The organism is Mammaliicoccus sp. JADD-157 (genome assembly GCF_049310805.1).
Taxonomy (GTDB): Bacteria; Bacillota; Bacilli; order Staphylococcales; family Staphylococcaceae; genus Mammaliicoccus; species Mammaliicoccus lentus.
In genome coordinates this window covers 1,221,856-1,247,142 of sequence record NZ_JBMOVZ010000001.1, presented here as the reverse complement: position 1 = coordinate 1,247,142, position 25,287 = coordinate 1,221,856, and the positions used below count along the sequence as shown (strand labels likewise).

The 25,287-nt window shown below is 31.4% G+C and carries 25 protein-coding genes; 8 read left to right on the top strand and 17 right to left on the bottom strand.

Going from position 1 to position 25,287, the window contains the following annotated elements:
- Window positions 1–115: 115 nt before the first annotated feature.
- Complete coding sequence (gene pepF / locus ACO6VN_RS06275) at window positions 116–1,912, bottom strand: oligoendopeptidase F (RefSeq protein ID WP_194200170.1); 1,797 nt, start codon at window positions 1,910–1,912, stop codon at window positions 116–118.
- Between the two features lie 203 nt (window positions 1,913–2,115).
- Between pepF and ACO6VN_RS06270 the strand changes: the two genes are divergently transcribed.
- Window positions 2,116–2,457: a hypothetical protein gene (locus ACO6VN_RS06270; RefSeq protein ID WP_194200171.1), complete on the top strand. Its 342-nt coding sequence runs from the start codon at window positions 2,116–2,118 to the stop codon at window positions 2,455–2,457.
- Between the two features lie 68 nt (window positions 2,458–2,525).
- On the opposite strand, the gene ACO6VN_RS06265 is transcribed toward ACO6VN_RS06270, so the two are convergent.
- Window positions 2,526–3,104 (bottom strand): GNAT family N-acetyltransferase, encoded by a 579-nt coding sequence (locus ACO6VN_RS06265; RefSeq protein WP_017000591.1) that lies wholly within the window; start codon window positions 3,102–3,104, stop codon window positions 2,526–2,528.
- A gap of 153 nt (window positions 3,105–3,257) precedes the next feature.
- On the opposite strand from ACO6VN_RS06265, the gene ACO6VN_RS06260 reads away from it, so the two are divergent.
- Both ACO6VN_RS06260 and ACO6VN_RS06255 read left to right on the top strand, forming a co-directional pair.
- Complete coding sequence (locus ACO6VN_RS06260; protein ID WP_216683749.1) at window positions 3,258–4,013, top strand: MerR family transcriptional regulator; 756 nt, start codon at window positions 3,258–3,260, stop codon at window positions 4,011–4,013.
- A 107-nt stretch (window positions 4,014–4,120) separates the two neighbouring features.
- Window positions 4,121–4,651: a histidine phosphatase family protein gene (locus tag ACO6VN_RS06255; protein ID WP_422404388.1), complete on the top strand. Its 531-nt coding sequence runs from the start codon at window positions 4,121–4,123 to the stop codon at window positions 4,649–4,651.
- Window positions 4,652–4,809: 158 nt separating this feature from the next.
- Here the strand turns inward: ACO6VN_RS06255 and ACO6VN_RS06250 are convergent, their stop codons facing one another.
- On the bottom strand, window positions 4,810–5,343 hold the full coding sequence (locus ACO6VN_RS06250; protein WP_194200173.1) for a hypothetical protein: 534 nt from the start codon (window positions 5,341–5,343) through the stop codon (window positions 4,810–4,812).
- 175 nt (window positions 5,344–5,518) lie between these two features.
- Between ACO6VN_RS06250 and ACO6VN_RS06245 the strand changes: the two genes are divergently transcribed.
- Genes ACO6VN_RS06245 through ACO6VN_RS06235 form a run of 3 tightly spaced genes read left to right on the top strand, consistent with a single transcriptional unit; the run spans window position 5,519 to window position 8,462 of the window.
- A complete protein-coding gene (locus ACO6VN_RS06245) occupies window positions 5,519–6,613 on the top strand; it encodes an efflux RND transporter periplasmic adaptor subunit (RefSeq protein ID WP_216683751.1) in 1,095 nt (364 codons plus the stop codon).
- The gene (locus ACO6VN_RS06240; RefSeq protein WP_194200175.1) at window positions 6,610–7,290 is read left to right on the top strand and encodes an ABC transporter ATP-binding protein; all 681 of its coding nucleotides are present in this window, start codon (window positions 6,610–6,612) and stop codon (window positions 7,288–7,290) included. Before ACO6VN_RS06245 ends, ACO6VN_RS06240 begins: the two co-directional genes overlap by 4 nt.
- Complete coding sequence (locus tag ACO6VN_RS06235) at window positions 7,287–8,462, top strand: ABC transporter permease (protein WP_194200176.1); 1,176 nt, start codon at window positions 7,287–7,289, stop codon at window positions 8,460–8,462. The genes ACO6VN_RS06240 and ACO6VN_RS06235 overlap by 4 nt, the downstream gene beginning before the upstream one ends.
- 266 nt (window positions 8,463–8,728) lie before the next feature.
- Here ACO6VN_RS06235 and ACO6VN_RS06230 read toward each other — a convergent pair whose 3' ends face one another.
- The 11 genes from ACO6VN_RS06230 to ACO6VN_RS06180 all read right to left on the bottom strand — a co-directional run bounded on the left by ACO6VN_RS06230 (window position 8,729) and on the right by ACO6VN_RS06180 (window position 20,145).
- Complete coding sequence (locus tag ACO6VN_RS06230; RefSeq protein ID WP_016999559.1) at window positions 8,729–9,988, bottom strand: aminoacyltransferase; 1,260 nt, start codon at window positions 9,986–9,988, stop codon at window positions 8,729–8,731.
- A gap of 32 nt (window positions 9,989–10,020) precedes the next feature.
- Window positions 10,021–11,274 (bottom strand): aminoacyltransferase, encoded by a 1,254-nt coding sequence (locus ACO6VN_RS06225; RefSeq protein WP_422404387.1) that lies wholly within the window; start codon window positions 11,272–11,274, stop codon window positions 10,021–10,023.
- A gap of 258 nt (window positions 11,275–11,532) precedes the next feature.
- Window positions 11,533–12,192 carry a type 1 glutamine amidotransferase domain-containing protein gene (locus ACO6VN_RS06220; RefSeq protein WP_422404386.1) on the bottom strand — a complete coding sequence of 220 codons (660 nt, stop codon included), beginning with the start codon at window positions 12,190–12,192 and terminating at the stop codon, window positions 11,533–11,535.
- 80 nt (window positions 12,193–12,272) lie between these two features.
- Window positions 12,273–13,004, bottom strand: coding sequence for a tryptophan synthase subunit alpha (trpA, locus tag ACO6VN_RS06215; RefSeq protein WP_422404385.1), 732 nt, complete (start codon window positions 13,002–13,004; stop codon window positions 12,273–12,275).
- On the bottom strand, window positions 12,997–14,217 hold the full coding sequence (gene trpB, locus ACO6VN_RS06210) for a tryptophan synthase subunit beta (protein ID WP_422404384.1): 1,221 nt from the start codon (window positions 14,215–14,217) through the stop codon (window positions 12,997–12,999). The genes trpA and trpB overlap by 8 nt, the downstream gene beginning before the upstream one ends.
- A 5-nt stretch (window positions 14,218–14,222) precedes the next feature.
- Entirely contained in the window at window positions 14,223–14,840 is a 618-nt protein-coding gene (locus tag ACO6VN_RS06205; RefSeq protein ID WP_194200181.1) for a phosphoribosylanthranilate isomerase, read from the bottom strand.
- Window positions 14,830–15,624: an indole-3-glycerol phosphate synthase TrpC gene (gene trpC / locus ACO6VN_RS06200; protein ID WP_422404383.1), complete on the bottom strand. Its 795-nt coding sequence runs from the start codon at window positions 15,622–15,624 to the stop codon at window positions 14,830–14,832. Before trpC ends, ACO6VN_RS06205 begins: the two co-directional genes overlap by 11 nt.
- A complete protein-coding gene (trpD, locus tag ACO6VN_RS06195) occupies window positions 15,608–16,624 on the bottom strand; it encodes an anthranilate phosphoribosyltransferase (protein ID WP_422404382.1) in 1,017 nt (338 codons plus the stop codon). Before trpD ends, trpC begins: the two co-directional genes overlap by 17 nt.
- Entirely contained in the window at window positions 16,590–17,186 is a 597-nt protein-coding gene (locus ACO6VN_RS06190) for an anthranilate synthase component II (RefSeq protein ID WP_194200184.1), read from the bottom strand. The genes trpD and ACO6VN_RS06190 overlap by 35 nt, the downstream gene beginning before the upstream one ends.
- Window positions 17,183–18,586 (bottom strand): anthranilate synthase component I, encoded by a 1,404-nt coding sequence (locus ACO6VN_RS06185; RefSeq protein ID WP_194200185.1) that lies wholly within the window; start codon window positions 18,584–18,586, stop codon window positions 17,183–17,185. The genes ACO6VN_RS06190 and ACO6VN_RS06185 overlap by 4 nt, the downstream gene beginning before the upstream one ends.
- Window positions 18,587–19,098: 512 nt before the next feature.
- Entirely contained in the window at window positions 19,099–20,145 is a 1,047-nt protein-coding gene (locus ACO6VN_RS06180) for a M42 family metallopeptidase (RefSeq protein ID WP_103269484.1), read from the bottom strand.
- Between the two features lie 121 nt (window positions 20,146–20,266).
- Between ACO6VN_RS06180 and ACO6VN_RS06175 the strand changes: the two genes are divergently transcribed.
- Together ACO6VN_RS06175 and ACO6VN_RS06170 are read left to right on the top strand one after the other, a co-directional pair.
- Window positions 20,267–21,358: a prephenate dehydrogenase gene (locus ACO6VN_RS06175; RefSeq protein ID WP_016999549.1), complete on the top strand. Its 1,092-nt coding sequence runs from the start codon at window positions 20,267–20,269 to the stop codon at window positions 21,356–21,358.
- Between the two features lie 59 nt (window positions 21,359–21,417).
- On the top strand, window positions 21,418–22,143 hold the full coding sequence (locus tag ACO6VN_RS06170; RefSeq protein ID WP_194200186.1) for an MBL fold metallo-hydrolase: 726 nt from the start codon (window positions 21,418–21,420) through the stop codon (window positions 22,141–22,143).
- Between the two features lie 260 nt (window positions 22,144–22,403).
- Here ACO6VN_RS06170 and ACO6VN_RS06165 read toward each other — a convergent pair whose 3' ends face one another.
- The 3 genes from ACO6VN_RS06165 to ACO6VN_RS06155 all read right to left on the bottom strand — a co-directional run bounded on the left by ACO6VN_RS06165 (window position 22,404) and on the right by ACO6VN_RS06155 (window position 25,240).
- Window positions 22,404–23,129: a DUF3169 family protein gene (locus ACO6VN_RS06165; RefSeq protein ID WP_194200187.1), complete on the bottom strand. Its 726-nt coding sequence runs from the start codon at window positions 23,127–23,129 to the stop codon at window positions 22,404–22,406.
- On the bottom strand, window positions 23,126–23,329 hold the full coding sequence (locus tag ACO6VN_RS06160) for a helix-turn-helix transcriptional regulator (RefSeq protein ID WP_016999561.1): 204 nt from the start codon (window positions 23,327–23,329) through the stop codon (window positions 23,126–23,128). The genes ACO6VN_RS06165 and ACO6VN_RS06160 overlap by 4 nt, the downstream gene beginning before the upstream one ends.
- A 774-nt stretch (window positions 23,330–24,103) precedes the next feature.
- Window positions 24,104–25,240: a glycerate kinase gene (locus tag ACO6VN_RS06155; protein WP_103269141.1), complete on the bottom strand. Its 1,137-nt coding sequence runs from the start codon at window positions 25,238–25,240 to the stop codon at window positions 24,104–24,106.
- Between the last annotated feature and the right edge of the window lie 47 nt (window positions 25,241–25,287).

Sequence of the window (25,287 nt, the reverse complement as noted above, 5' to 3'; positions counted from 1 at the left end):
TGCAAGAATAGGCAATAAGGATAACGTTATTGACACGTTTGCTAAGAATAGTCATTAAAGACACTAATAATAAAGGTTCTTTTCGCCATTCATGACGAAAAGAACCTTTATTTAATTATTCAATTTCATCTGTTAATGTTTCTAATTCGTCAATCAAACTACCGATATAAGCTATTGTTTCTTTTAACGGCTTGTCTGTAGTAACATCAATTCCAGCTAACTCTGCTAATTCAACTGGAGATTTTGAACCACCTGATTTCAATACATTTAACCAATCATCAACAGCAGGTTGTCCTTCATTTTCTATTCTTTGACTCATTACTGTACCAATTGTTAATCCAGCAGAGTAAGTATATGGGTATAATCCCATATAATAATGAGGTTGGCGCATCCAAGTTAATTCAGCACCGTCAGTTATTTCGACTTCGTCACCCCAAAAATCTGAAATAACTTTCTTTTTAATTTCATTAAGCAGTGGGGCAGTTAAAGCTTCACCTTCGTCTACTTTTCTATAAACTTCTCTTTGGTACTTAGCTTCTAATAAGTGAGTAACCATATTATGATAATAAGTTCTTGAAATAATTGAACTTATCACCCAACGTTTGAATTTTGGATCATTAGATTTTTTTAATAAGCTATTTGCCATTAACATTTCATTCATTGTAGATGGTGCTTCCACAAAATACATAGAACAATCAGCTTGGTATACATTTTGATATTTATTCGCTAAATTAAAATGACCAGCATGACCTAATTCGTGGGCTAATACAAATACTTCAGTCATTTTACTTGTCCATGAAATGAATATAAATGGATTTACGCCATATGGGCTCGCACAATAAGCACCTGTTTGTTTACCTTTATTTTGAGGAAAATCAATCCAGCGTTTGTCATAACTATCATTTACCATTTGCATATAATCATCGCCAAGCACACTTAATGCGTCTTTAATATATTCTTTTGATCCTTCAATTGATACATCAGGTTCATAAGTTGGATCTAGCGGAATTCTTAAATCTTCAAAACGTATTTCATCTAAATTATTTGTTCGCTTTAGCAATTTAGCATAACGGCTCATATGTGGTGCTAATTCTTCAGAAATCACATCTATTTGTCTATCGTACATTTCTCTCGTAACATCTTGAGGTTCAAGTAAGAAATCTATAACCGAATCATATCCACGAAGTTCGGATTCTATTTTTTCTTTTTGAACATGAGCGTTGTATGTTGCAGCAGTCGTATTTTCATAGAGACGCAATGCTTCGCTGAATTTCTTAAACGCATTTCTTCTCACTTCAGTATTTGAGTGAACTTCAAAATCTCCTTCGAATGATACATAATCTAATGCAATTTCTTCGTTATTTGCTTCAAACGTACCAAACTCAATATCTAACATTTTCGTAATTCCATACAATTCAAACGGTGCACTAAAGGTAGGTGAGAACGTCGCTAAAGTTTTTTCAACTTCAGGATGTAACGTATGTGGTTTTTGTCGTTTTAGTAATGATAAATATTTAGGGTATTCTGATTGTTTAATTAAAGCATTAAATGTTTCCTCTTCTAATTGTAAGATTTCCGATTCTAAAAATGATAATAAACCTGCAATCTTCCCGTATGTAGTAGAAAATTGTGCTGCTACTTTTTGACTATCAGCGTCAGTCGTATCAGTAGAATACAATAGTTCTGCATATGTACTTAAATGTATTACATCAATAATAAGATCAGCTTGTTCATGTAAAGCTGATTCAATAGTCGATACATCCTTTAATTGATTGAGATACTTTTCATTAAAATCAGTCACTCTTTGAACTAAGTCAGTTAACGTTGAATAAAAAGCGTCGTTATTTTCGTATAAACTCGATAAGTCCCATGTTTCGTTAGTAGGTATTTCACTACGTAATTTTTGTCCCATTGTCTCATCCCTTTTTAAAATATTTGCAATGTTCACATAATTGCTCATTTTCATTATAATATTAATCATTTTAGAGTACAAATTTGCTAGGTTATAAAACATTTGTTAAATTCAATTATTTTTATAAAAATACTGCAAAACTTAATTAATATATTAATAATCGGGTATAATATTAGATATAGTTGTAAAGGAGGCGTAATAGTTTGAATATATTTGATTTCCCAAATTACTTATGGATATCATTTGTGATTGTCGTCGTTTTCTCAATATTGTCTTCATTAATATTAAAAAAATATGTTATTAGCGCAATATTAACATTTATAATATTAGGCATTATTGCTTTTATCTTACCTAATTTTTATGATATTACATACGAACCATTATTAGGTTACGCTGCCTTTATGGCCATTATTAGTTTATGCTTCAGTCTTTTAACATGGTATTTAGTCAAAAAGAATAGACAAAGAAGCCTAGAAAAGTTAAGCGAAAAAGAAGGTATAGATAGCGGGCATCAATTTGAAAAATTAAAAAGACGAGAAAAATAATGATAAACAACATAATATAGAATAAAACATCGACCTGAATTTACATTTCAAGTCGATGTTTTATTTTATTATTTAAAATAAACAGGTGTAGCTACAGCATATAATACTTCATTTATTAGCTTACTACCATCTGAACTTAAATCTGAATTCTTTAATGTTCCTTCTAATTCATATCCACAACGCTCAATAGTTTCTATACTTTTAGTGTTTTGAACATCTATATAAGCTTCAATTCTAACAAAGCCATGTTCTTCAACTAAATATTTTGTAACATATTTTATAGCTTCAGTAGCAAATCCTTTTCCTAAACCAGAATTAACCATCCAATAGCCAATTTCACATGAAGGTAATCTTAAATTAATATCTTGTAAAACGATTGACCCAACGAAAGTTTCAGTTTCTTTATCGAAAATAAAATATCTTAAAAATTGTTTGTTTAAGTTTATATCAGTAGTTTTATTAATAAAATCTGTAACTTTAAAATCGTCAAAATTATGATTAAAAAAGGAAACCCATTCTTTTAAGCGATCAACTGAATTAAGCATGCCTTGTTTAATAGTATCTTTATATGTATAAACACGTTCTCCAGCTAGTAAAAATAAACGATCAGTTTCTAGCTTTAAATCAAATTTTATGTTGTGACTCATAATAATGCTCCTATCTGATTCAATTTTTCTTATTTCTATAGTATATCAACTATAACATTATCTATATGACCAAAAATAATATTTTTTAATATTTGTTGTTGACCCTTACGTTACGTTAGACTTTATAGTAATAAGTAGGAGGAGGTCAGAGGAATGGAAATGACTGTAAAAGAAGTTGCAGATTTAGTAGGAATAAGCGTGCGCACGCTCCATCATTACGACTCAATAAATTTATTAAAACCAGATAATACAACTGAAGCTGGGTACAGGTTATATAACGATAAAAGTCTCGAAAAATTACAGCAAATTCTATTTTTTAAAGAACTAGATTTTCCTCTCAAAAAAATAAAAGAAATTCTCAATGATCCATCATTCGATACAAAAGAAGCATTAAGGTTACACAAAGAAATGCTTTTAGAAAAAAGATTGCGTATAGACAAAATGATAGAAACCATTGATAAAACAAATCTACATTTAAAAGGAGAGATTAATATGACAAAAGAAGAAAGATTCGAAGGTTTTGATTTTAGTCAAAATCCTTATGAACAAGAAGCTAAAGAAAAGTGGGGCGAAAAGACAGTTGATAAAGCTAATAAACAATTAGCAAATATGCCTAAGCAAGAAAGATTCGAAAAAGAAGATGAAATGAACACTATATTTAGAGAACTAGCTTCAGTTAATGATAAAGAAAAATCACCAGCATCAAAAGAAGCACAACAACTTATTCAAAATTGGTATGATTTCTTAAATGATAATATCAATTATGAGTATTCATTAGAAATATTTAAAGGTTTAGGTGAAATGTATGTAGCTGACGAACGTTTTACTAAAAATATAAACCGATTTGGTGATGGATTAGCACAATTTATGCATGAAGCTATTAATATATATGTAGAAAATCATCAATAAGAGAAACACCAATGAGTTAATCGAAATAATTACGATTTAAACTCATTGGTGTTTTATATTATGTTTATGTTATTGTAGCTTAATATTAAATTTTAAGGAGAATCATAATGATATACATACTTAGACATTGCAAAGCTATCGGTCAAGATAAACATGCAAATTTAACTGAAGATGGCCAATTATGTGCAGAACAATTAGTACAAGTATTAGCAAACCTTAATATTAATCAAATATACATTAGTAATATGAAGCGTACATATGAAACAATCAAACCATATATAAGTAAATATCAAGTAAATGTTATTACAGATTCAAGGCTCAATGAACGTCAATTAAGCGACATATCATTAGATAATTGGTTAAATGAGCTTAAATACACATTTGAAGACTTTGATTATCGTATACATAATGGCGAATCAAGTTCAGAAGCTCAAAAAAGAATTTTAAGCGTATATGAATCCATTAATCAATCATATAACAGCTTAATCGTTACACACGGTAATATAATGACATTGCTATTAAATCATTTTAATCACAAGATTGGATTTGAAGAATGGAAAGCATTAAAAAATCCAGATTTATATAGCATAGATAAATATAACAACGCTAAACATATAAGTATGTCGTTAAACGAATAGAAAAGGGTCCCCTAATCACAATATACCTAACTTCCTATAATATATATTATGTAAACTAATATGTAGAAAATATATAGTTAACACGAATATCTGTGTTTATTGCGTTTTTATATAGTTTTAACTCGATACTTAATATTATCAATTCTCATTCATTTAAGTCATGCAATTATTAAACTTATGATTATAGAAATTACAACCATTACGACACTCCAAATTATTGATGCTTTTCCTGATAAACTGCTTGTTTCATATAACAAGATTGCTATTAAATATCCTTCTATTAATATTCCGAGATCAAACGCGTGTAGATAAATGTTGTCTTGATCAAATACTGCTAAGCTCGTTATTGAATATTGTTCCGAATCTAGCTTGAATAATGCTTGTATGCTTACTACAATTAAATCAATGATTGTAAAAAGCAATGTGATAAATGTTGTCGCTGCAAATAAGCTTGATGCTTTTACATCTGATTTCATTAATTTAGAAATGATTAAAAATATAACAGATGACATTACAATGCCTAAAATAACGCTTAATCCCGGAATTATGTATTCTAGTACGTTAACAAAATTTGTTAACATTTCATTATTTGGATCACTTATACCTTGTTCTTCAGTTAATGTGCCTAATTCTGATGTTGTCGACATTAATATCCATACTATGATTAATTCTAATACAATACTTAAAATCATGTTTACTAGCCACTTTGGTTTTTCTCTAAATTTATAAAAATTTTCAGCTAAGATCCCCCTATTTAAATAAATTTATATTTATTTAATGTCACCATTTGCCTCGAATTCCATATATTTTTTTACAATATATGTTATTATTTTGGGGTAGACATTTTTAATATAGGAGTGAAAAATTTTGAAGAAGAAACTCATTTGGATAATCGGTATCATCGTTATTCTCTTATTGGTCTTGACTGCATATATTGTAAAACAGACTAGTAATGATAATGACAAGAAAAGTGACGGTTATGATACATATCAAGTTAAGGAAGAATCGCCTTTAAACATTTCTGGGAAAGCTTCCCCATCTAAAATAAAAACATATAATAACAATGATCAGTTAGGTGATTTAGTGAGTACTTTGGTTGAAGACGGAGAAAAAGTAAAGCAAGGCGATACTTTAATCAACTACAATATCAACGATCAAAAAAGACAGGACTTATCAAGTAAGGTTAACGACGCGCAAAATGTAGTTAATCAAGACTATCAAAATATTAATCAGCAACCGAACAACAACGATTTACAAAAGAAGTTAAATCAAGATTTAAATGCATTGAATGAAGCGCAAAAAGAACTATCTCAGTATACTAAACAAATTAATGATAGTACTTATGCATCATTTGACGGTGTAATTGAAATGGATAATGATACAGATGCTGCAAGCGGAGAATCTATATTAAAATTGATAGCAAATGAAACTCAAATTAAATCTTCTGTTTCTGAATTCGATGTGAACAAAATAAAAGTCGGAGATTCAGTTAACATCAAGGTTAATAGTACTGGCGAAAAAGGTCATGGTAAAATCACGAAAATATCTGAACTACCTAGTAACTATGAAGAAAAAGGTGCTACTGGTGCTGGTATGAGTCAAGGCGATAGCGAAGAAGGAAGTTCCCAGGCTTCAAATCCTGTGTCCAATAACCCTACTTTAAATAATGACAACTCAAAATACCAAGTGACAATAGGAAAAATCGACTTACCTATTCGCAGTGGTTTTTCTACAGAAGCAGAAATCCCTATAGATGCTATTAAACTACCTAAGAGTGTATTAACTAGAAATAATGATGTTTTCGTATTAAACAAAGATAATAAAGTTGAAAAACGTCATCTTAATATCGAACGTCAAAATGGTGAAATATTTGTTAAAAAAGGTCTTAAAAAAGGAGAAAAACTGATTGTTTCACCTAAAAAATCATTAAATAATGGTGATAAAGTTGAGGTATCCTCATGATTAATTTAGTAAATGTTAATCGACACTTTAAGAATGGCGAAGAAACAAACCATATTTTGAAAGATATTAATATTTCGATTGAGACTGGTGAGTTTATTGCAATAATGGGACCTTCTGGTTCTGGAAAAAGTACATTGATTAATATTTTAGGCTTTATAGATCGAGGCTATACTGGTGAATATTTATTTAATCAAGAAAACTACCAAAATGTTTCGGATAATAAGCTTGCTGCTGTAAGAAATAAAACAGTCGGATTTGTCTTTCAAAACTTTAAATTAATACAAAATAATACGATATTAGAAAATGTGAGCATCCCCCTACTTTATTCAGGTATGTCCACAAAAGAAAGAAAGCGTCATGTAGAATCCGTTTTAAGAGAAGTTGGCATTGAAGATAAAAAGAATTTAGTACCTAGTAAATTATCAGGTGGACAACAACAACGTGTTGCTATAGCACGTTCGATTGTAAACCAACCGAAATTTATTATTGCCGATGAACCTACCGGCGCACTAGATTCTCAAACATCTAAAGATATTATGAATTTATTCGTACGCTTAAATCGTGATAAAAACACAACTATGATTATCGTCACACATGACCGCAAAGTTGCAGAACAAGCAGATCGCATCATACACATTTTAGATGGTCGTGTTCAACGAGAAGAGGTGGTTGAATGAAAAACTTACCTAACATTATATCAATATCTCTTAAATCGATTATGAAAAATAAACGTCGGAATATCTTCACGATGATTGGTATCATTATTGGTATCGCTGCAGTAATAACAATCATGTCATTAGGTAATGGCTTTAAAAAGACAGCTTCAGAAGAATTCGAAGATACTGGTGCAAGTAAAGGTCAAGCAGTGATAAGTTATATGCCTAGTAATCCAGATAACGCCACTAAAAATCCTTTTGATAAAGAAGATATGGATATGGTAAGACAAATTAAAGGCGTTAAAAGCGTGAAAATTAAAGAAGACAAAAATCAAAGTTATTCAGCGAAATTAACAAATGCTCAAAAACAACAAAATGTTAACATTATTAAAAAGGAACAGTTTTCAAATACAACAGAAGGTCATGGATTTTCGAAAACAGATAATGAATTAAATGAAAAAGTTGTCACGGTAGATAAAACAATAGCGAAAGAAGTATTTAATAATGACGCTATAGGACAAACATTATTCATTGATGATCAAGGCTTTAAAATAGTCGGCATTGCTAATGATGAAATGAATGATTCAGCAGTGCATATGCCTAGCCAAACATTTAGTAAATACATGGGTAACTTAAATCAAAAGTTTCCAGAACTTGAGATTAAAGTAAACGATGATAGCGAAAAGAAAGAAATAGCGAATAAAGCTGCTAAACAATTAAATAAAAGCGGTTCTGGTAGTAGCGATGGCAACTACGAATATACAGACTTAGAAGAAGTTATGAAAAGCATTACACAAGTATTCGATGCCATTACGTACTTCGTAGCTGCAGTAGCTGGTATCTCCCTATTCATTGCAGGTATCGGTGTAATGAATGTGATGTATATTTCAGTAGCAGAACGAACAGAAGAAATCGCAATTAGAAGAGCATTTGGTGCCAAAGGAAGAGATATCGAAGTACAATTCTTAGTTGAAAGTATTGTATTATGTCTCATAGGCGGAATTATAGGATTGGTACTTGGTATATTAATATCAAAACTAGTAGAAGCAGTAACACCTGATATGGTACAAAGTGTTATCAGTCTAGGATCTGTAATTTTAGCAGTTGGCGTATCAACATTAATCGGAATAGTATTCGGTTGGATACCAGCACGCTCAGCATCGAAAAAAGAATTAATAGACATTATTAAATAGAATTGAAACAGGTTGAGACATAAATAAATGTCTCAACCTGTTTTTTATATAATTTAGGCTATGAATGTCGCACGTGCACCTCGTCTTGCAACATTCAGACAAATTACAAGTTGTGACAATATGGCTATCCTTGTTGACACGTTTTACAAGTTGTGACAATATGATTATCCTTGTTGACACGTTTCGCAAGTTGTGACAATAAGGACATTACACCTATAATGAAAGAAGCTGAGACATGTATTTATGTCCCAGCTTCTATATATTTTCTATCTTTTAATTTTTGAGCGTACTTTTTGTAATGTATTGTATAAGAAATACTTTTTCTTATTGATTGGTTTGTAGAAATCACCTATAAGTTCTTCGATTTGTACATTAAATCCTCGTTTGAATCGATATACACCGTAGTCTTCACTGTTTTCAGTAAAGTCTCCTGATAAACCGTAGAAGTTATATCTATCGAAGCCATTATCGAAACAATAGTTAATCATATACCAATGCATCATATATGGGCCCATGAAGTGATTGTATTTTTCGCTTGAACCACCTGAGAAATAGTTGATTTCATAAGCATTTTCAAAGAATACACCTGCAGAGAGATTTAACACTTCTCCATCTGTCTTCATTAACTCACTTGTTTCTAGTAATTCTTTTTGAGCATGGTCGATCTGTCTATCAGTTTCAGCGATTTTCTTAAGTTGCTTTTCTGATTTATTTTCTTTAGCCATCATTTGATCGCGTTTCGTTTCTAATTCAGTTAAGTTTTCTTGAGTAGATTGTATATATTCATTTAAATCTATATACGCTAATGGTACTAATGCTTTAGAACCGTATGTATTGATAAAGTTCATAAAGTATTCGTCTGTTTTAGATATAAAGCCTGCTCTTTCTTCAGTCTCTCTATATAATTTGAAGAATATATCTAATTCGTCTTCTTCTAGAAAACGAACTTTCACACCGTAGTTATGAGCTTTATTAACGTTACGTTTTCTCTGGCTATCGAACCCTTTTTTAACTTCTGCTAAAGTCTTGTCTTTTAAGTTTAGTACGCCCATCCATCTTACTTGGCTTGATGGATCATATTGTGTAGTAAAACCATGGTGTTGATATCCTAATGATTTTATTAAGTCGACAATTTGGTCGTTCGGGCCATCTTCTTTTATTGGATTAAGGTCTTTATCATAGATGTTATAAATCCAGTAAGGGTCTACTTTAACATATAAACATTGATGTTGTTTTAAATATTTTTCAAGCGATTTAAAATAGTATTCTACTAATTGTAAATCACTGTAATCCATCACTGGACCACGGTTTGAATAATAAACATAACTGCCTAATGTTGGTATTTTAGAGAACAAACTTGCTGCAACAACTTGGTTGCTCTCATCTTTAACACCTAATAATACGACTTGGAAGCCATCATTTTCTCTTGTTTTGATATTTTCTTTCACTTGGAAATAATGACTTTCATATTGACTATCAGATACAAAATCGTCGTATTCAGTAACGGTTAATTCTGTAAATTTCATATTATCTAAATTCCTCTCTTACTGAAAATCGTTTATTTTTTTAATACTTTTTTTAACACTTTATAAGCGGTATATGCTGGTTTATTAATTGGTTTCACAAAGTCACCAATGTATTCATAAACGTCTGCATTATAGCCCTTTTTAAATTTAATAACGCCAGCATCTGGTGCATCTTCAGAGAAATCTCCACTAATTCCATAGAAGTTGTAGCGATTAATATTGTGTTCTAATGCGTATTTAATCATTTCCCATTGTATTGCATAACTTCCTGCAAAATGACGATATTCATTTGATGAACCGCCTGCATAGTATACAACTTCGAATGGATTAATGATGAAGAATCCTGCTGCGATTGGTAAAGTATCACCGTGCTCTGCCTGTAATTGTTTAGCTTCGTCTAATTTAGCTTCGTTAGCTTCTCTTTGCTGTTTCAAGTTATTAATTTTATTGATTGCTTTTTGGTTGTCTGGTTTCTTTTCTAATTCTTTTTCAGCTTTTTCAATTTCTTTATTATGTTCCTCAAAGTCTTTTTCTAATTGAGGTATATACGTTTCGAAATCTATATATGCTAACGGTATTTTAACATTGTCAAAGTATTTTAATCTGTTGTAGTAGAAGCCATCACCACGGTCGTCGAAATCTTTCTTCTCTGTTGTATCTTCCATAAATCTTCTAAATATAGGCATTTCATCTTTAGTTAAAAAGCGAACTTTAACACCATTTTTTTGAACTTTTTTAGTGTTACGTTTTCTCAAGTTATCCATGTTTTTAATTAATGACTTTTCGTCCATACCTTCTAAGTCCAGTACAGAATGCCATCTAATTTGATGTATTGGGTGGAAACCAGTTGTAAAACCTTGATGTTCATATCCTAAAGATTCAAATTGCTGAATTAAATTATCACGTTCAAAGCTCTTTAGAACGTTACCGTCATGATCTCTTAATTGATATGGTAAATAAGGATCAATTCTAAAGAATAATGCTTTGTTCTTTTTTAAATACGGTACGATTTTTTTAAAAAAGAAGTCAACAAGTTCTTTATTATCAAAGTCCATTACTGGCCCTCGATTCGAATAAAAATAATTGAACTTTTTCATTACTGGCACACTTGTAAGCAAACATGCAGCCAACACCTCATCTTGGTCATTCTTTACACCAACTAAATGTGTTGAAGTGCCCTCTGATGTCTTTAGTTCATAGTTACCCACTGTCTGAGTAAAATGAGCATATGGCATGTTATTAGTAAATGTTTCAAATTCACCAGTCGTTAAATTTGTAAATTTCATTTATACAATACTCCCAATCTAATATTTATGTATTTAATACAATTATACATTATTTTACCTTTATTCTAAAACAATACTCATTACTATACCATTATTTTACTTCGCACTATAGAGTTTTATGACATAAATGTATAACTAATTAGTTATGAATAAAAAGGAATAGAACGTAACTTTATACATTTACACGTTAGAGATCTTCTAAAACAAACAGAGCTGAGACATTTATGTATGTCCCAGCCTGCTTTTTCCATCACTTTATTATTTTAAAACATTTACAATTTTTTCTGCTACTTCTTCACTTGAATTAGGATTTTGTCCGGTTACAAAATTACAATCTACTACTGTATGTGAGTCGAAATCACTACCTTTGACGAATCTTGCACCTTGTTTTTCTAATTCAGTTTGTAACAAGAATGGAACGTCTTTTTCTAATCCCATTGATTGTTCTTCACTATCTGTGAACGATGTTAATTTAACGTCATTAACTAAATAATCGCCACTAGGCAGTTTGGCACCAATAAATGCGCTTGGTCCATGACAAACTGAACCAATCACCTTATTTTTCTCTTTATAATAAGCTAACATATTCTCTAAATCAGGATTGTTAGGGAAATCAAATACTGTCCCGTGACCACCTGGTAAGAATATGCCATCATAATTTTCAAATACGATATCTTTAATTCCGTAAGTTTGTTGAAGTTTTTCTAAAACATCATGATATTCTTTCGTTTCATCATTTTGTGTTGAGTTTGGATCGATTGGCACACTACCACCACTAACTGATGCGATGTCCACTTCTATTCCATTTTTGATGAAAACTTTGTAAGGAATTGCTGCTTCTTCTAGCCATAATCCAGTTGGTTTACCATCTTTAAATTGAGATGTATTTGTTACAACCATAAGTAATTTTTTGCTCATTAGAAACACTCCTTTTCTTTTGTTACATCCGATTATACATGATGTTAACTTCTATTTCTTGTTTGAAGGGTTTGTAAACTTTATTTTTCGTCTAAAGCATTTCTAATAGACTTTATATATTCGATTGTATCCGTAGTTGGATCTTGTTCTAACCTTTTTACGATTTCACTACCTATAACAACCCCATCGCTAAACGATTTAATTTCTTTAACATGTTCCTCTGTTTTAATACCAAACCCACAAACAACAGGTACTTCAGAGTGTTGTTGTATAAATTTTATTTTATCTTTAAGTGATTCATGGAATCCTCTACCATCACCTGTAGTTGCGTTCATCGTAACTGTGTAAATAAAACCTTCTGCATGTTCTGCAATTTGTTTAATTCGTTCATCACTTGATGTCATCGCAATTAAAGGTATTAATTTCACATTTGTTTTTGCTAATTTTTCTTTGAATCGTTGACCCAATTCAAATGGTAAGTCTGGAATAATTAATCCATATACATTAGCTTCATCTATACGCTCGATGAAACGTTCTACACCATAAGCATCAATTAAATTATAATAAGTCATAAATAGATATGGTGTATGTATGTCGTTTTTATGTTCGATTAATTCATCGATGATTTTATTTACATTCATACCTTGTTTAATTGCCTCTTGCCCAGCTTTCATAATTGTTGGTCCATCTGCTACAGGATCAGAAAATGGCAATCCGATTTCAATGTAGTTAGCACCATACTTATCCATTAGTTTCACATTTTCAATAAAATCTTTGTTAGCCATTATATATGGTATAAATAATTTACTCATTTTGTTCACCCTCTTGATTTTGCATATATTTTCTAATCGTTTCCATATCTTTATCACCACGTCCTGAAACTGTGACAACAATAATTTCATCTTTATCCATAGTTGGAGCTAGTTTTTCCACGTAACTTAACGCGTGAGCACTTTCAATCGCTGGAATAATGCCTTCAAGTTGAGTAAATTTAATCAATGAATCCATCGCTTCTTTATCACTTGCATTCGGATATTCTACTCGACCAATATTGTTATAATAACTATGCTCTGGTCCTACACCAGGGTAATCAAGCCCTGCTGAAATAGAGTGCGCTAATTCTATTTGTCCATTTTCATCTTGTACGAGATACATTCTTGAGCCATGTAGTACACCAGGCTTACCTTTGTTGATTGCAAGTGCGTGTTTCTTAGTATCGACACCTTTACCTGCAGCTTCTACACCATACAATTTAACTTTTTCATCATTAACGAACGGATAGAATGTTCCAATTGCATTTGAACCTCCCCCTATACAAGCTACAACTGCATCAGGTAAACGAGATTCTTTCTCTAAAATTTGCATCTTAATCTCTTTACCAATAACGCTTTGTAAGTCTCTTACTATAGTAGGGAATGGATGTGGTCCTAATGCTGAGCCAAGTAAATAATGTGTATCTTCAACGTTTGAAACCCAATATTGTAAAGCTTTGTTAACAGCATCTGATAAAGTACCTTGACCATCAGTAACAGGTACCACTTTAGCGCCTAGTAGTTCCATTCTAAATACGTTTAACGCTTGGCGTTCAATATCTTCTTCACCCATAAATACGATGAGTTCCATGTCAAACAAAGCAGCGATTGTTGCGCTTGCCACACCGTGTTGGCCTGCACCTGTTTCTGCAACTAATTTTCTTTTGCCCATTTTTTGAGCGATTAAAGCTTGTCCTAATGCGTTATTAATTTTATGAGCACCCGTATGGTTTAAATCTTCTCTTTTTAAATAAATTTTTGCGCCACCCAATGCTTCTGTATATCTTTTTGCATAAGTTAAAGGTGTTTCTCGACCTACATAATCTTTTAAATAAGCATTCAATGTTTCATGAAATTCTGGATCATTTTTTAATTTTTGATAAGTTTCATTTAATTCTTGAATTGCTGGCATTAGTGTTTCTGGCACATATTGTCCACCAAATTCACCAAAAAATCCTAAATCGTCAGCTTCTAATTGTATTTCATCAGCCATTTTTATCATCCCTTCAATTGTGTTAATAATGTTTTAATTTTTGATTTGTCTTTTTTACCTTCTGTTTCAATGCCGCTAGATATGTCATACCCTATATTAGATAATTCACGTTTTTCAATTTGTTGTATCTTTTCTAAATCTAAACCACCAGCTATTAAATATGGCACATCTTCTATATTCTCCAATATAGACCAATCATAAGATTTTCCTGTTCCACCGTAATCTTTCGAAGGTGTATCAATTAAAAATAAATCAACTTGCGCTTTAAATAATTGAATATTGTCTTCTAAAGAATCATTGGCTGGCAATGCTTTAAAAATTTTTATATTTGGATATTTTATTTTCACATTTTCAATGAAATCAACTGTTTCATCACCATGAAATTGTATTGTGTTTATGGAAGTACTTTCTACTAATGCTTCTATATCTTTAATTGTTGGATTTACAACAATTGCGACTTTATCGACTTTATCATCGATATCTTTACTTAAAGTGCTAATTTCTTCTACCGTTACATAGCGTTTACTTTTAGGGAAAGTGATAAAACCTATTGAATCAGCTTGATATTTAACAGCTGTTTCAATGTCCGATTTCTCTTTGAAGCCACAACATTTAATGTACATCCTGTTCACCCCTTTTTAACACTCGAATACTTGGTAGAAATGTTTCTAAATCTGGATGTTTCATTAAAGTTTCGCCGATAAGTGCGCCGTCTACACCACTCTTTGTAATTTCTAATATATCTTCTTCAGTGCGTATACCACTTTCAGAGATATACGTTACACCTTGTTTCTTCGTAGTTAATATTTCATTTGTATGTTTAACATCCGTTACAAAACGTTTTAAATCTCTATTGTTCACACCGATTAACTCGGCATTTGTTTTATGAGCAATTGCTAATTCTTCTTTATCATGTACTTCTACTAATACTTCTAAACCTTTTTGTGTCGCATATTCATATAAATCTTTCAATTGTGTTTCTGTTAATATATTAACGATTAGTAAGATAATAGAAGCGCCTACTTGATGAGCTAAGTCTATTTGTCTTTTATCGATTATAAAATCTTTACACAATACTGGTAATGTTGTTTTAGTCGTTAAGCTTTGTAAACGTTCATAACTGCCATCAAAGTACTTTTCATCTGTCAAAATAGAAATTGCTGAAGCACCATATTGTTCATACAATTTAATTTGTGTAGCCATATCTCTTTTAGGTATGTCTGAAACTGTTGGACTTTTTGCTTTTAATTCTGCAATGATATTCAATCTATCGTCTGTTTTTACACGATTTAAAAATGTTGTTTTATGTTGTACGTCTACTTTTTCTAATTCTTCCATCTTTGTTTCATAATAATTTGTAGCTAGTAATGATTTTTTATATTCAACGATTTCATCCAATATTGTCATATACTTGTCCTCCTACTTGTTCTAGTATAGCTAGTGCTTCTTTGTTATCGATAATACTTTGGGATTTTTCTATACCTTCTTCAATCGTTTCAACTACTCCACCAATATATAATGCAAGTGCAGCGTTTAATACGACTACATCTCTTTTAGGACCATTGTCTTGACCTGATAAGATATTTAACGTGATATGCTTATTTTCTTCAGCTGTTCCACCTTTTAAAGCATCGTTTGATGCAGCTTGTAAACCAAAGTCTTCTGCGTTTATCGTATAATTTTTGATGCCTTCTTCTTGTGAAATTTCATAAATAATATTATCTCCAGATAAAGTTGCTTCATCCATTCCACCAGCACCATGTAGTACAATTGCACGTTTGCGACCTAATTTATATAGTGCTTCTGCAATAGTAGATAATTTTGACTCATCATATATACCCATCACTTGATAATCTAATTTGTAAGGATGAATCATTGGACCAATTAAATTAAAAGTAGTTGGTGTTGTGATTGTTTTTCTTACTGGTTGTACAGTTTTCATAATCGGATATGTTTCAGTAGCACTTAAAAAAGCTAAGTTTGTTTCATTAACTCTTTTAGTTGCTTCATTAATTGGTGTCGTTTGAATATTTAACGCAGATAATATATCAATGCTACCCGTTTTAGATGTGATACTTTTATTACCGTGCTTCAATACTTTCAATCCAGCTGCAGCTACAACAAATGAAGCGGTAGTCGATATATTGAAACTACCTGAATGATCACCACCTGTGCCACAAACACAAATACTATCTTCTATATATGGTCTATTTTTATAAGTTGTCGCTATAAGGTTTTCTGTTAAATAAGATAATTCATCAGATGTTTCTCCTTTCATGCTTAGCGCAACTAAGTGTGCAACTTTCAATGAAACTTCTTCTTTCTCATTCATCATTAATTGCACAAATGATTTCATTTCTTGTTGATCTAAATTACGATATTGGATGAGTTGTTTTAATGTGTTCATTTTGTGCACCTTCCTTTGTTATATTTACAAATGTATTAATTATTTTATCTCCATTATCTGATGCAAATGATTCTGGATGATATTGTATTCCGAAATGCGGGTTAATTTGATGTTCAAACGACTGTATTGCGTCGGGTGTTCTCCCTGTTATTTTTAAGCAATTAGGAAAAGATTTTTCATCACTTATGAGCGAATGATATCTCATAATATTAAAACCAGTTTCACATCCTTGATACAGTTTGGATGATTCTACAAAATCAATATGGTCTACTTTGCCATGTTTTACTTTTTCTCCTACAATTACTTCCCCACCGTAGTAACAAGTTAATGCTTGTGCGCCTAAACAAATACCTAGTATTGGTACGTCATGATATGCTTTAATAATTTTATTTAAATGATTTGTATCTAACGGATGACCAGGACCCGGTGATATTACTAAACCGTCTATTTCCAGATCTAATGGTGCTTCATCCGGATGATGAATGATAACTTCATCATATTGCTTTATTAAATTGACTAAGTTATAAGTAAATGAATCATAATTATCTATTACTAATATCATGGCGATACCTCCAATAAACTTTTAGCTTTTATCTTCGTTTCTTGTAATTCTTTTTGTGGTACAGAATCATAAACTACACCGCATCCTGCTTCTACATTGATATACTCTGAATCAACAACCATTGTTCGAATTGTTAAAGCAAAGTCTAAATCATGATTACAATTTATATAACCAACGCCACCAGCGTATATACCTCTTTTTTGTTTTCTCGTTTCGTATATACGCGTTATAGCTCGCGTCTTCGGTGCACCTGAAACTGTGCCAGCTGGGAGTAAAGCTGTAATCATTTGAAGCGGTGTTACTTCCGGCTTAATTTCTCCTTCAACTATTGTCACGATGTGCATGACATGCTCAAATTTTTCAACCGTCATAAGTTTCGGCATATGGACTGAACTAGTTTTTGCTATTATGTTTAAATCATTTCTACCTAAATCAACAAGCATACGGTGTTCTGATAATTCTTTTTCATCGTTGATTAAAGCTTGTTCATTTGCTAAATCTTCTTCTTCTGTCTTTCCTCTTTTGTTAGTGCCTGCAATAGGATTTGTTGTGATAATTTTCCCTTCTTTTTTTATGAAACTTTCTGGTGAAGAACCTATAATCGTTCTTTCTTCATCATCGATGTAATACATATAAGGACTTGGATTTTGTCGTTTTAAATTTTTATACATCTGTAATTTCAAAGTGTCTTTATTTTCATTTTCAAAAAAGTGTTTATATTTATAAATACGAGAAGGAACAACTTGGAACATATCGCCTTTACTAATTAACGTTTTATAATATGAAACTTCTTCCATAAAAGCTTCTTCAGAAATATTCGTTTCTAAATCACCTTTTTTATGATGATTAATTTTGTTTTCAAAAAGTTTAATATTTTGAAGCTCTTCTATCATGTTGTCTAATTCTTGATTCATAGCTTGTTCGTTTCTATTACTGAAAAGGTTACTCGTTATAACAAATAAATCTTCTTTAAAATGATCAAATACATATACTGATTCAACTAGGTTAAATGAAGCATCTGGATATTCAGATGAAACTTCTATACTTTTTAAAATTTTATTTTGATATCTAATTAAGTCGAAGCTACAATAACCAATCATTCCAGAAACAAATGGTAAATGTTTAAGTGGTTCTGGAATATTATCTGCTTTCATTTCATTAATAAATTGTTCTAATGCTTCATAAGGTCCATCATGTGTAACCGATTCTTGTCCGTTTATATTTATTTGAAAATACTCATCAAAAAGGTTCACTTTACCGATCGCATCAAAAGCTACAATTGAAAATCTACCTTTCATTTGATTCGTACTCGCACTTTCTAATATCATTTTCTTCTTATCAATTTGTCCTAATGTTTCTGGTGTAACATCAGCATTTAATCTTTTATATTTTATGTTCATCCTCTTTACCTCCTAAATAAAAAAACCGCGCAACAACATCCTATACAACAGGACGCTTTTGCGCGGTACCACCTTCATTAATAAGTTAACACTTATTCACTCATTCTATATTTAGCTTTAACTACATGATCCCCAATTCTAAATTTAAGTGTGTTAGTTTCCATCAACCACTAACTTTCTTTAACTACATTCTTAAATTTATACTTATGACCACTGATATTTTTCTATACAAAAAAGACACCACAGTAACGCATTCTGTAAGGACGCGTTACCGTGGTGCCACCTTAGTTAACATTCATTATCATGTTCACTTTAAAAGTTACATTAAATTTTATAATTTGAAAGCCCAATTCTCTCACTGTGTGCAGTGCTAATTTACATCAACCATTAGCTTTCTGATTGCTACTAACATCACGAGATACTTATCTTTCAAATTCCGACAATTGCTTATCGGATTAATTTAAATACACTATACGAGATAATTTTTTTAAAGTCAACCCTTAATATTTAAATTAACTGTTAATTTCAGATAAACAATAAGCTCTTAATAACTTTTCACTTTCTAAAATCGAATCTTCGTGTGTACGTTCTAAAGCGTGAGAAGACTCTATTCCAGGGCCAAATAACCCGTGACGAATATCTGCTCCAGCACGTAAAGCTGCTGATGCATCTGATGCATAATATGGATAAATATCTAATTTATATTTAATATCATTTTCTTTGCATAAATCAACAAAATGATTTCTTAATCCAACATGATATGGCCCAGAACCATCTTTTACACAAATGGATACTGTATATTCATCTGAAGCTTGACCATCTCCTAGAGCACCCATATCAAATGCTATTAATTCAACGACTTTATCAGAAATATTTGAGTTTGCACCATAGCCTATTTCTTCGTTATTTGAAATATAAAATTGAGTCGTATGTGGTAATTCGACATTTTCTTCTTTTAAATATTTTAAAAATTGAATAATCATCGCGACGCTTGCTTTGTCATCAAGGTGTCTAGATTTAACAAATCCTGAAGCAGTATGTTCAAAGCGAGGTTCAAAGCTAACAGAATCACCAATCTCAATTCCTAAATTTCTAGTGTCATCTGCTGAAAATACTTTTTCATCTATTCGTACTTCCATATGTTCAGCATCTCGAGGGATTTCAGTATTATTTTTATAAACGTGAACGCTTGTTTCATGTAAACATATTGTGCCTGATATTTCTAATCCACTTTGTGTCGTAATTGTACAATATTCCCCTTCGATAGCATTCCAACTAAATCCACCTATTAAATCTAATTTTAATCGGCCGTCTTCTTTTATATCTTTTACAATCGCACCGAGTGTATCAACATGTGCAGTAATAACACGTTGTTTATCATCATTTTTACCAGGTACATTAATTAATAATCCACCTTTATGTGTTAAACTTGTTTCATAATTAAGTGCTTCAGCGAATTTTTGGCAATATTCAATTGCTGGATCTGCAAAACCTGATGGACTATTAATATTAACAAGTTCTTTAATTGTTACGATTGTATCATTTACATTGATTGTCATTTTCTCCACTCCCTACTTATTTCATATTAATTAATATTTTAAACTTTTATAGAAATAAATCAATAACACTTGCTTTCATACACTAACTTGCTTTAAACTATTAAAGTATTGGAGGGATTTTATGCAACGTATATTTATAGTAGGACTAGGTTTAATTGGAGGAAGTTTAATACAAAACATTAAATTTCATCATCCACACATACATATAACAGGTTTTGACTGTTTTGATAAATTTTCAGAGATTGCCTACTCTATGGGCATCATTGACGAAGTTGCACATGATTTTGATTCAGCTGCAAGTGAAGCTGACTTAATTATTTTGGCAACACCCGTTCAACAATCAATAGAGTACAGTAAAAGATTATTAAACATTGATACGAAACCTGGCCTTATCGTCACAGATACAGGCAGTACAAAACTTGGTTTAAGTACACTTGAATCAAAATTATTAAATAAAGATGTTCATTTAATTGGCGGACACCCTATGGCAGGTAGTCATAAATCTGGTGTTGTAAATGCTAAGAAACACCTATTTGAAAATGCTTATTATGTCTTGATATATGACCAAGTTGAGAATGAAGCGGCTCATAGTGAAGTTAAACATTTATTAGAACCAACTAAAGCAAAATTTATTAAGATGTCTGCAAAAGAGCATGATTATGTTACCGGCGTAGTTAGTCATTTCCCTCATATTATCGCTTCTAGCCTTATTCATATGAATGAAGAAAATACACAAGTTTCAGAATATGTAAAAACGCTAGCTGCCGGAGGTTTTCGTGATATTACTCGCATAGCAAGTAGCAATGCGGATATGTGGAGAGATATTACTTTAGAAAATAAAGACCATCTTGTAACGTTAATGAATAATTGGATTGAACAAATGGAACAGACGAAAGAAGTTATCGAAGAAGGAAATCCAAGTTTAATTCGTGACTTTTTCCAATCTGCAAAAGAATATCGTGACAACTTGCCTGTTAAAGAACAAGGTGCCTTGACTTCTACTTTTGATTTATACGTAGATATCCCGGATAAACCAGGTATGATCAGTGAAGTTACGAGAATTTTGGGGCAACAACATATTTCCATTACAAACATTAGAATTTTAGAAATTAGAGAAGATATCATGGGTGCATTGCGACTTAGTTTTAAATCAAATAATGATCGTGATAGAGCTATAGAAGCTTTGAATACTTTCGATACATATACTTTGTAATGTGCGATATTAAATTTTGATGATATAATATCACTATTGTATTGAAAGGAAAGATGACTGTGAAACTTAAACAAATCAGTAAGAATGTATATATATTACCTTTTGATAGTCATAGAGATAGACCTAATTTAGGATATATACATGGAGAAAAATATAGCATGTTAATAGATACAGGTAATTCGCCTGCACATTTAACAGAAATGCTAAATGAAATAGAAAAACTTAATTTACCTCAACCGAAAGTAGCGTTAATTACGCATTGGCATTGGGACCATACTTTTGCTATGCATGCATTTAATGGTATAACAATTGCAGAAAAAGAAACAGATTTAACATTAACTAAATTAAAACAATGGCAATGGACACCCGAAGCAATGGCAAAACGCTTAAACTCTGGTGAAGAATGTGAATTCTGTGATACACATATTAAAATTGAGTATGATGATATTTCAGAAATTAAAGTTGTCAATGCAGATATGACATTCGAAGATCATTGTTCATTTGATTTAGGTAATGTAACGCTAGAAGTACAACGCATTGTAAATCCCCATTCAGAAGACGGTGTAGTTGCTTATGTTCAAGAAGACAAAATATTGTTCGCTGGAGATGCCGATACCGGTGATTTCTACTTATTAGACGGTGGATACGACAAAGAAAAATACCATCATTATATTAAAACAGTAGAACAATATGACTATCAAACATATATTCATGGTCACCTAGAACCACTTAGTAAAGAAGGTATTAAAGAAGAACGATTAAATATAGAAGAAGAGTACTTATGAATTAAAACACAAATCTTAACTCAAAATAAATAAGCATATCACTTAACTGATTATTTCAGTTTGAAAGTGATATGCTTATTTTTTTATATAATCTACGATTTTGTTCGTGCATGCTTGCCTAGGGTATGGTTTGAGCCTGTAGTCTCTCACTCATACTATTCCCTCAGGCATCAGCACTTTACAAATTCGTAGAAAATATCGCGCTAACGGGCTTGTTTAAAATTTCTTGCTCGTTAAAGGATCCGTCCTCTTCTTATTCACTACAAAGTTTGTGAAACTTGTTTAGTGTAATACATTGTATTAACAAGATACAGCATAATCATAAGTGTTACTGAGAAAAATTGATTATCATGTGAAGCCAATGAATATATAGATGCTAAAGCGATAATAACAATGATAATTTGTTGATTCAGTGAATATGTTTTTTGTAATGCTAGCAATGTAATATACTGTTCACCACTATCCATCATATTTATAAGTTTTTCGTTCAACTTTTTATCGCCTGGCTTTGGATAATTACGTTCTGGATATAATTTTCTCATGGCAGACATGTGCATATATGCTAATGGTGCTGTTACAAATAGTGTTACTACTACCATTAACGTAGATAAAATACTTACTTCTTCTGCCACATTTATCGCTATATTTAAAATAGATAAACCAATTGCAGTATTAATACCTAAAATGACTGGAGCTAAAATTAACGTTCGCTCAATCTGCATTTCTATTTCATCTTCATTATCAATATTTGTTTCTGTTTCTCTTAATCTTTGTGCTTTTTTATACACATTAATTAATGCGATTACTAAAATAATATATATAATAGCCAACACTACACTCGTTATATCTGTTTGCGTTTTTGATAATTTAAATTCAAACAGTTCATAATTATTGCTTAGTACAACCGATGTTAATCCACCTATAATACCGCCTATTATTAAATATAATAACAAGTTACCAAATAACATGATTTTACTCTTTTTCATAGTTCTTCCTCCTCGAATATGAAAACTTCTTCAACGTTTTCTTTCAGTATTCTAGCTATTCTCACAGCAGTCAGTATTGATGGCATAAAATTATTACGTTCTATTAATGAAACAGTTTGTCTAGAAATACCTGCTTTTTTAGCAAGTTCCGTCTGGTTATAACCCTCACGTGCCCTTAATTCTTTTACTCTATTCTTCATTAAACCACCTACCTACAACATCTAATATACATTATTATAGTCATTTTGACAAGTATATTAGTCAAAATGACTACTTTTATATACAAAAAGAGGGTGGGACATAAAGATGTCTCACCCTTTCAATTCTTATTGGATTTTCTTCCTCATTAATCCAACTAACCACACCTTTATTGGATTTTCTAACTCATTAATCCAACTACACACCTCTTATTGGATTTTCTACTTCATTAATCCAAATACACACCTTCTTATTGGATTTTCTAACTCATTAATCCAACTACACACCTCTTATTGGATTTTCTAACTCATTAATCCAACTAACCACACCTTTATTGGATTTTCTAACTCATTAATCCAACTACACACCTCTTATTGGATTTTCTTACTCATTAATCCAACTAACCACACTTTTATTGGATTTTCTTACTCATTAATCCAACTAACCACACTTTTATTGGATTTTCTTACTCATTAATCCAACTAACCACACTTTTATTGGATTTTCTTACTCATTAATCCAACTACACACCTTCTTATTGGATTTTCTACTTCATTAATCCAACTAACCACACTCTTATTGGATTTTCTTACTCATTAATCCAACTACACACCTTCTTATTGGATTTTCTTCCTCGTTAATCCAACTAACCACACCTTTATTGGATTTTCTAACTCATTAATCCAACTAACCACACTTTTATTGGATTTTCTTCCTCGTTAATCCAACTACAATAAAAAACTATTACTATCCTTATATCTAACATTTTCATTTTATTACTTGCGATAAATCAGTCGGAATATTTGTTCTGACTGTTGTTCTATTAAACTTTGTGCATTTTTAATAGCATATTCTAAACTAACTGGTTTTGAAGTAATACTGAATGCTGCTGTTAAACCTTGATTATGTAATTCTGATAAATCACTTTCTACAGAACCTCCTATTGCAATAACTGGAATATTATAATCAGAGGCTACTTTACAAATACCTGAAATAACTTTTCCTCCTGCTGTTTGACCGTCAATTTTACCTTCTCCTGTAAATATATAGTCAAAGTTTTGCGTTCTTATAAGGTCGTGAAAATTCACAAAATCTATTACAAGTTCGATACCTCTTTCAATATTTGTATTCAAGAAAGCCATTAATCCACCAGCTGTTCCTCCTGCTGCACCAGCACCTTCTATTTCTTTAATAAAAATATTTTTATCTTTTTCAACGACATTAGCAAAATGATTCAAAGCATGATCTAATTCCATTACTTGTTCGTATGTAGCACCTTTTTGCGGTCCAAAAATATGGCTTGCACCTTGTTTGCCGACAAAAACATTCGTTACATCACAAGCAATATCAAAATGTGCATCTTTTAAATTTGTTAATACTTGAGACTCATCTATCGATTCAATATCTTTTAAATGTATGCCTCCATATTTAATTTCTTGTTTGTTTTTATCTAAAAATCGATAACCTAATGCTTGTAATATCCCCACACCTGCATCATTCGTAGCACTTCCACCTAAACATATGATAAAGTGCTTTATTCCTTTTTTAAGAGCATCTTTAATGAGTAATCCTGTACCGTAAGTCGTTGTCACATATGGATTTAATTCATCAGCCGAAAGCAAATCAATACCAGAACTTGTCGCTAATTCAATTATCGCCGTTTGCCCATCACCTGTAATACCATAATCAGCTTTTATTTCTCTATTCAAGGGATCTCTACTATTAATAGTCTTTATTGTGCCATTTGTTGCCTGCACAAGGTTTATCATAGTACCTTCTCCACCATCAGCCATAGGTAGTAATTCAGTTTCTACTGTAGAATCAACTTTATGAATACCCGACTCAATTGCTTTAGCAGCATTTAAAGCATCAATACTTCCTTTGAAAGAATCAGGTGAAATTAAAACTTTCATTTTCGCACCTCATTTATATTCACTTTATATCTTATGATACATAAAAT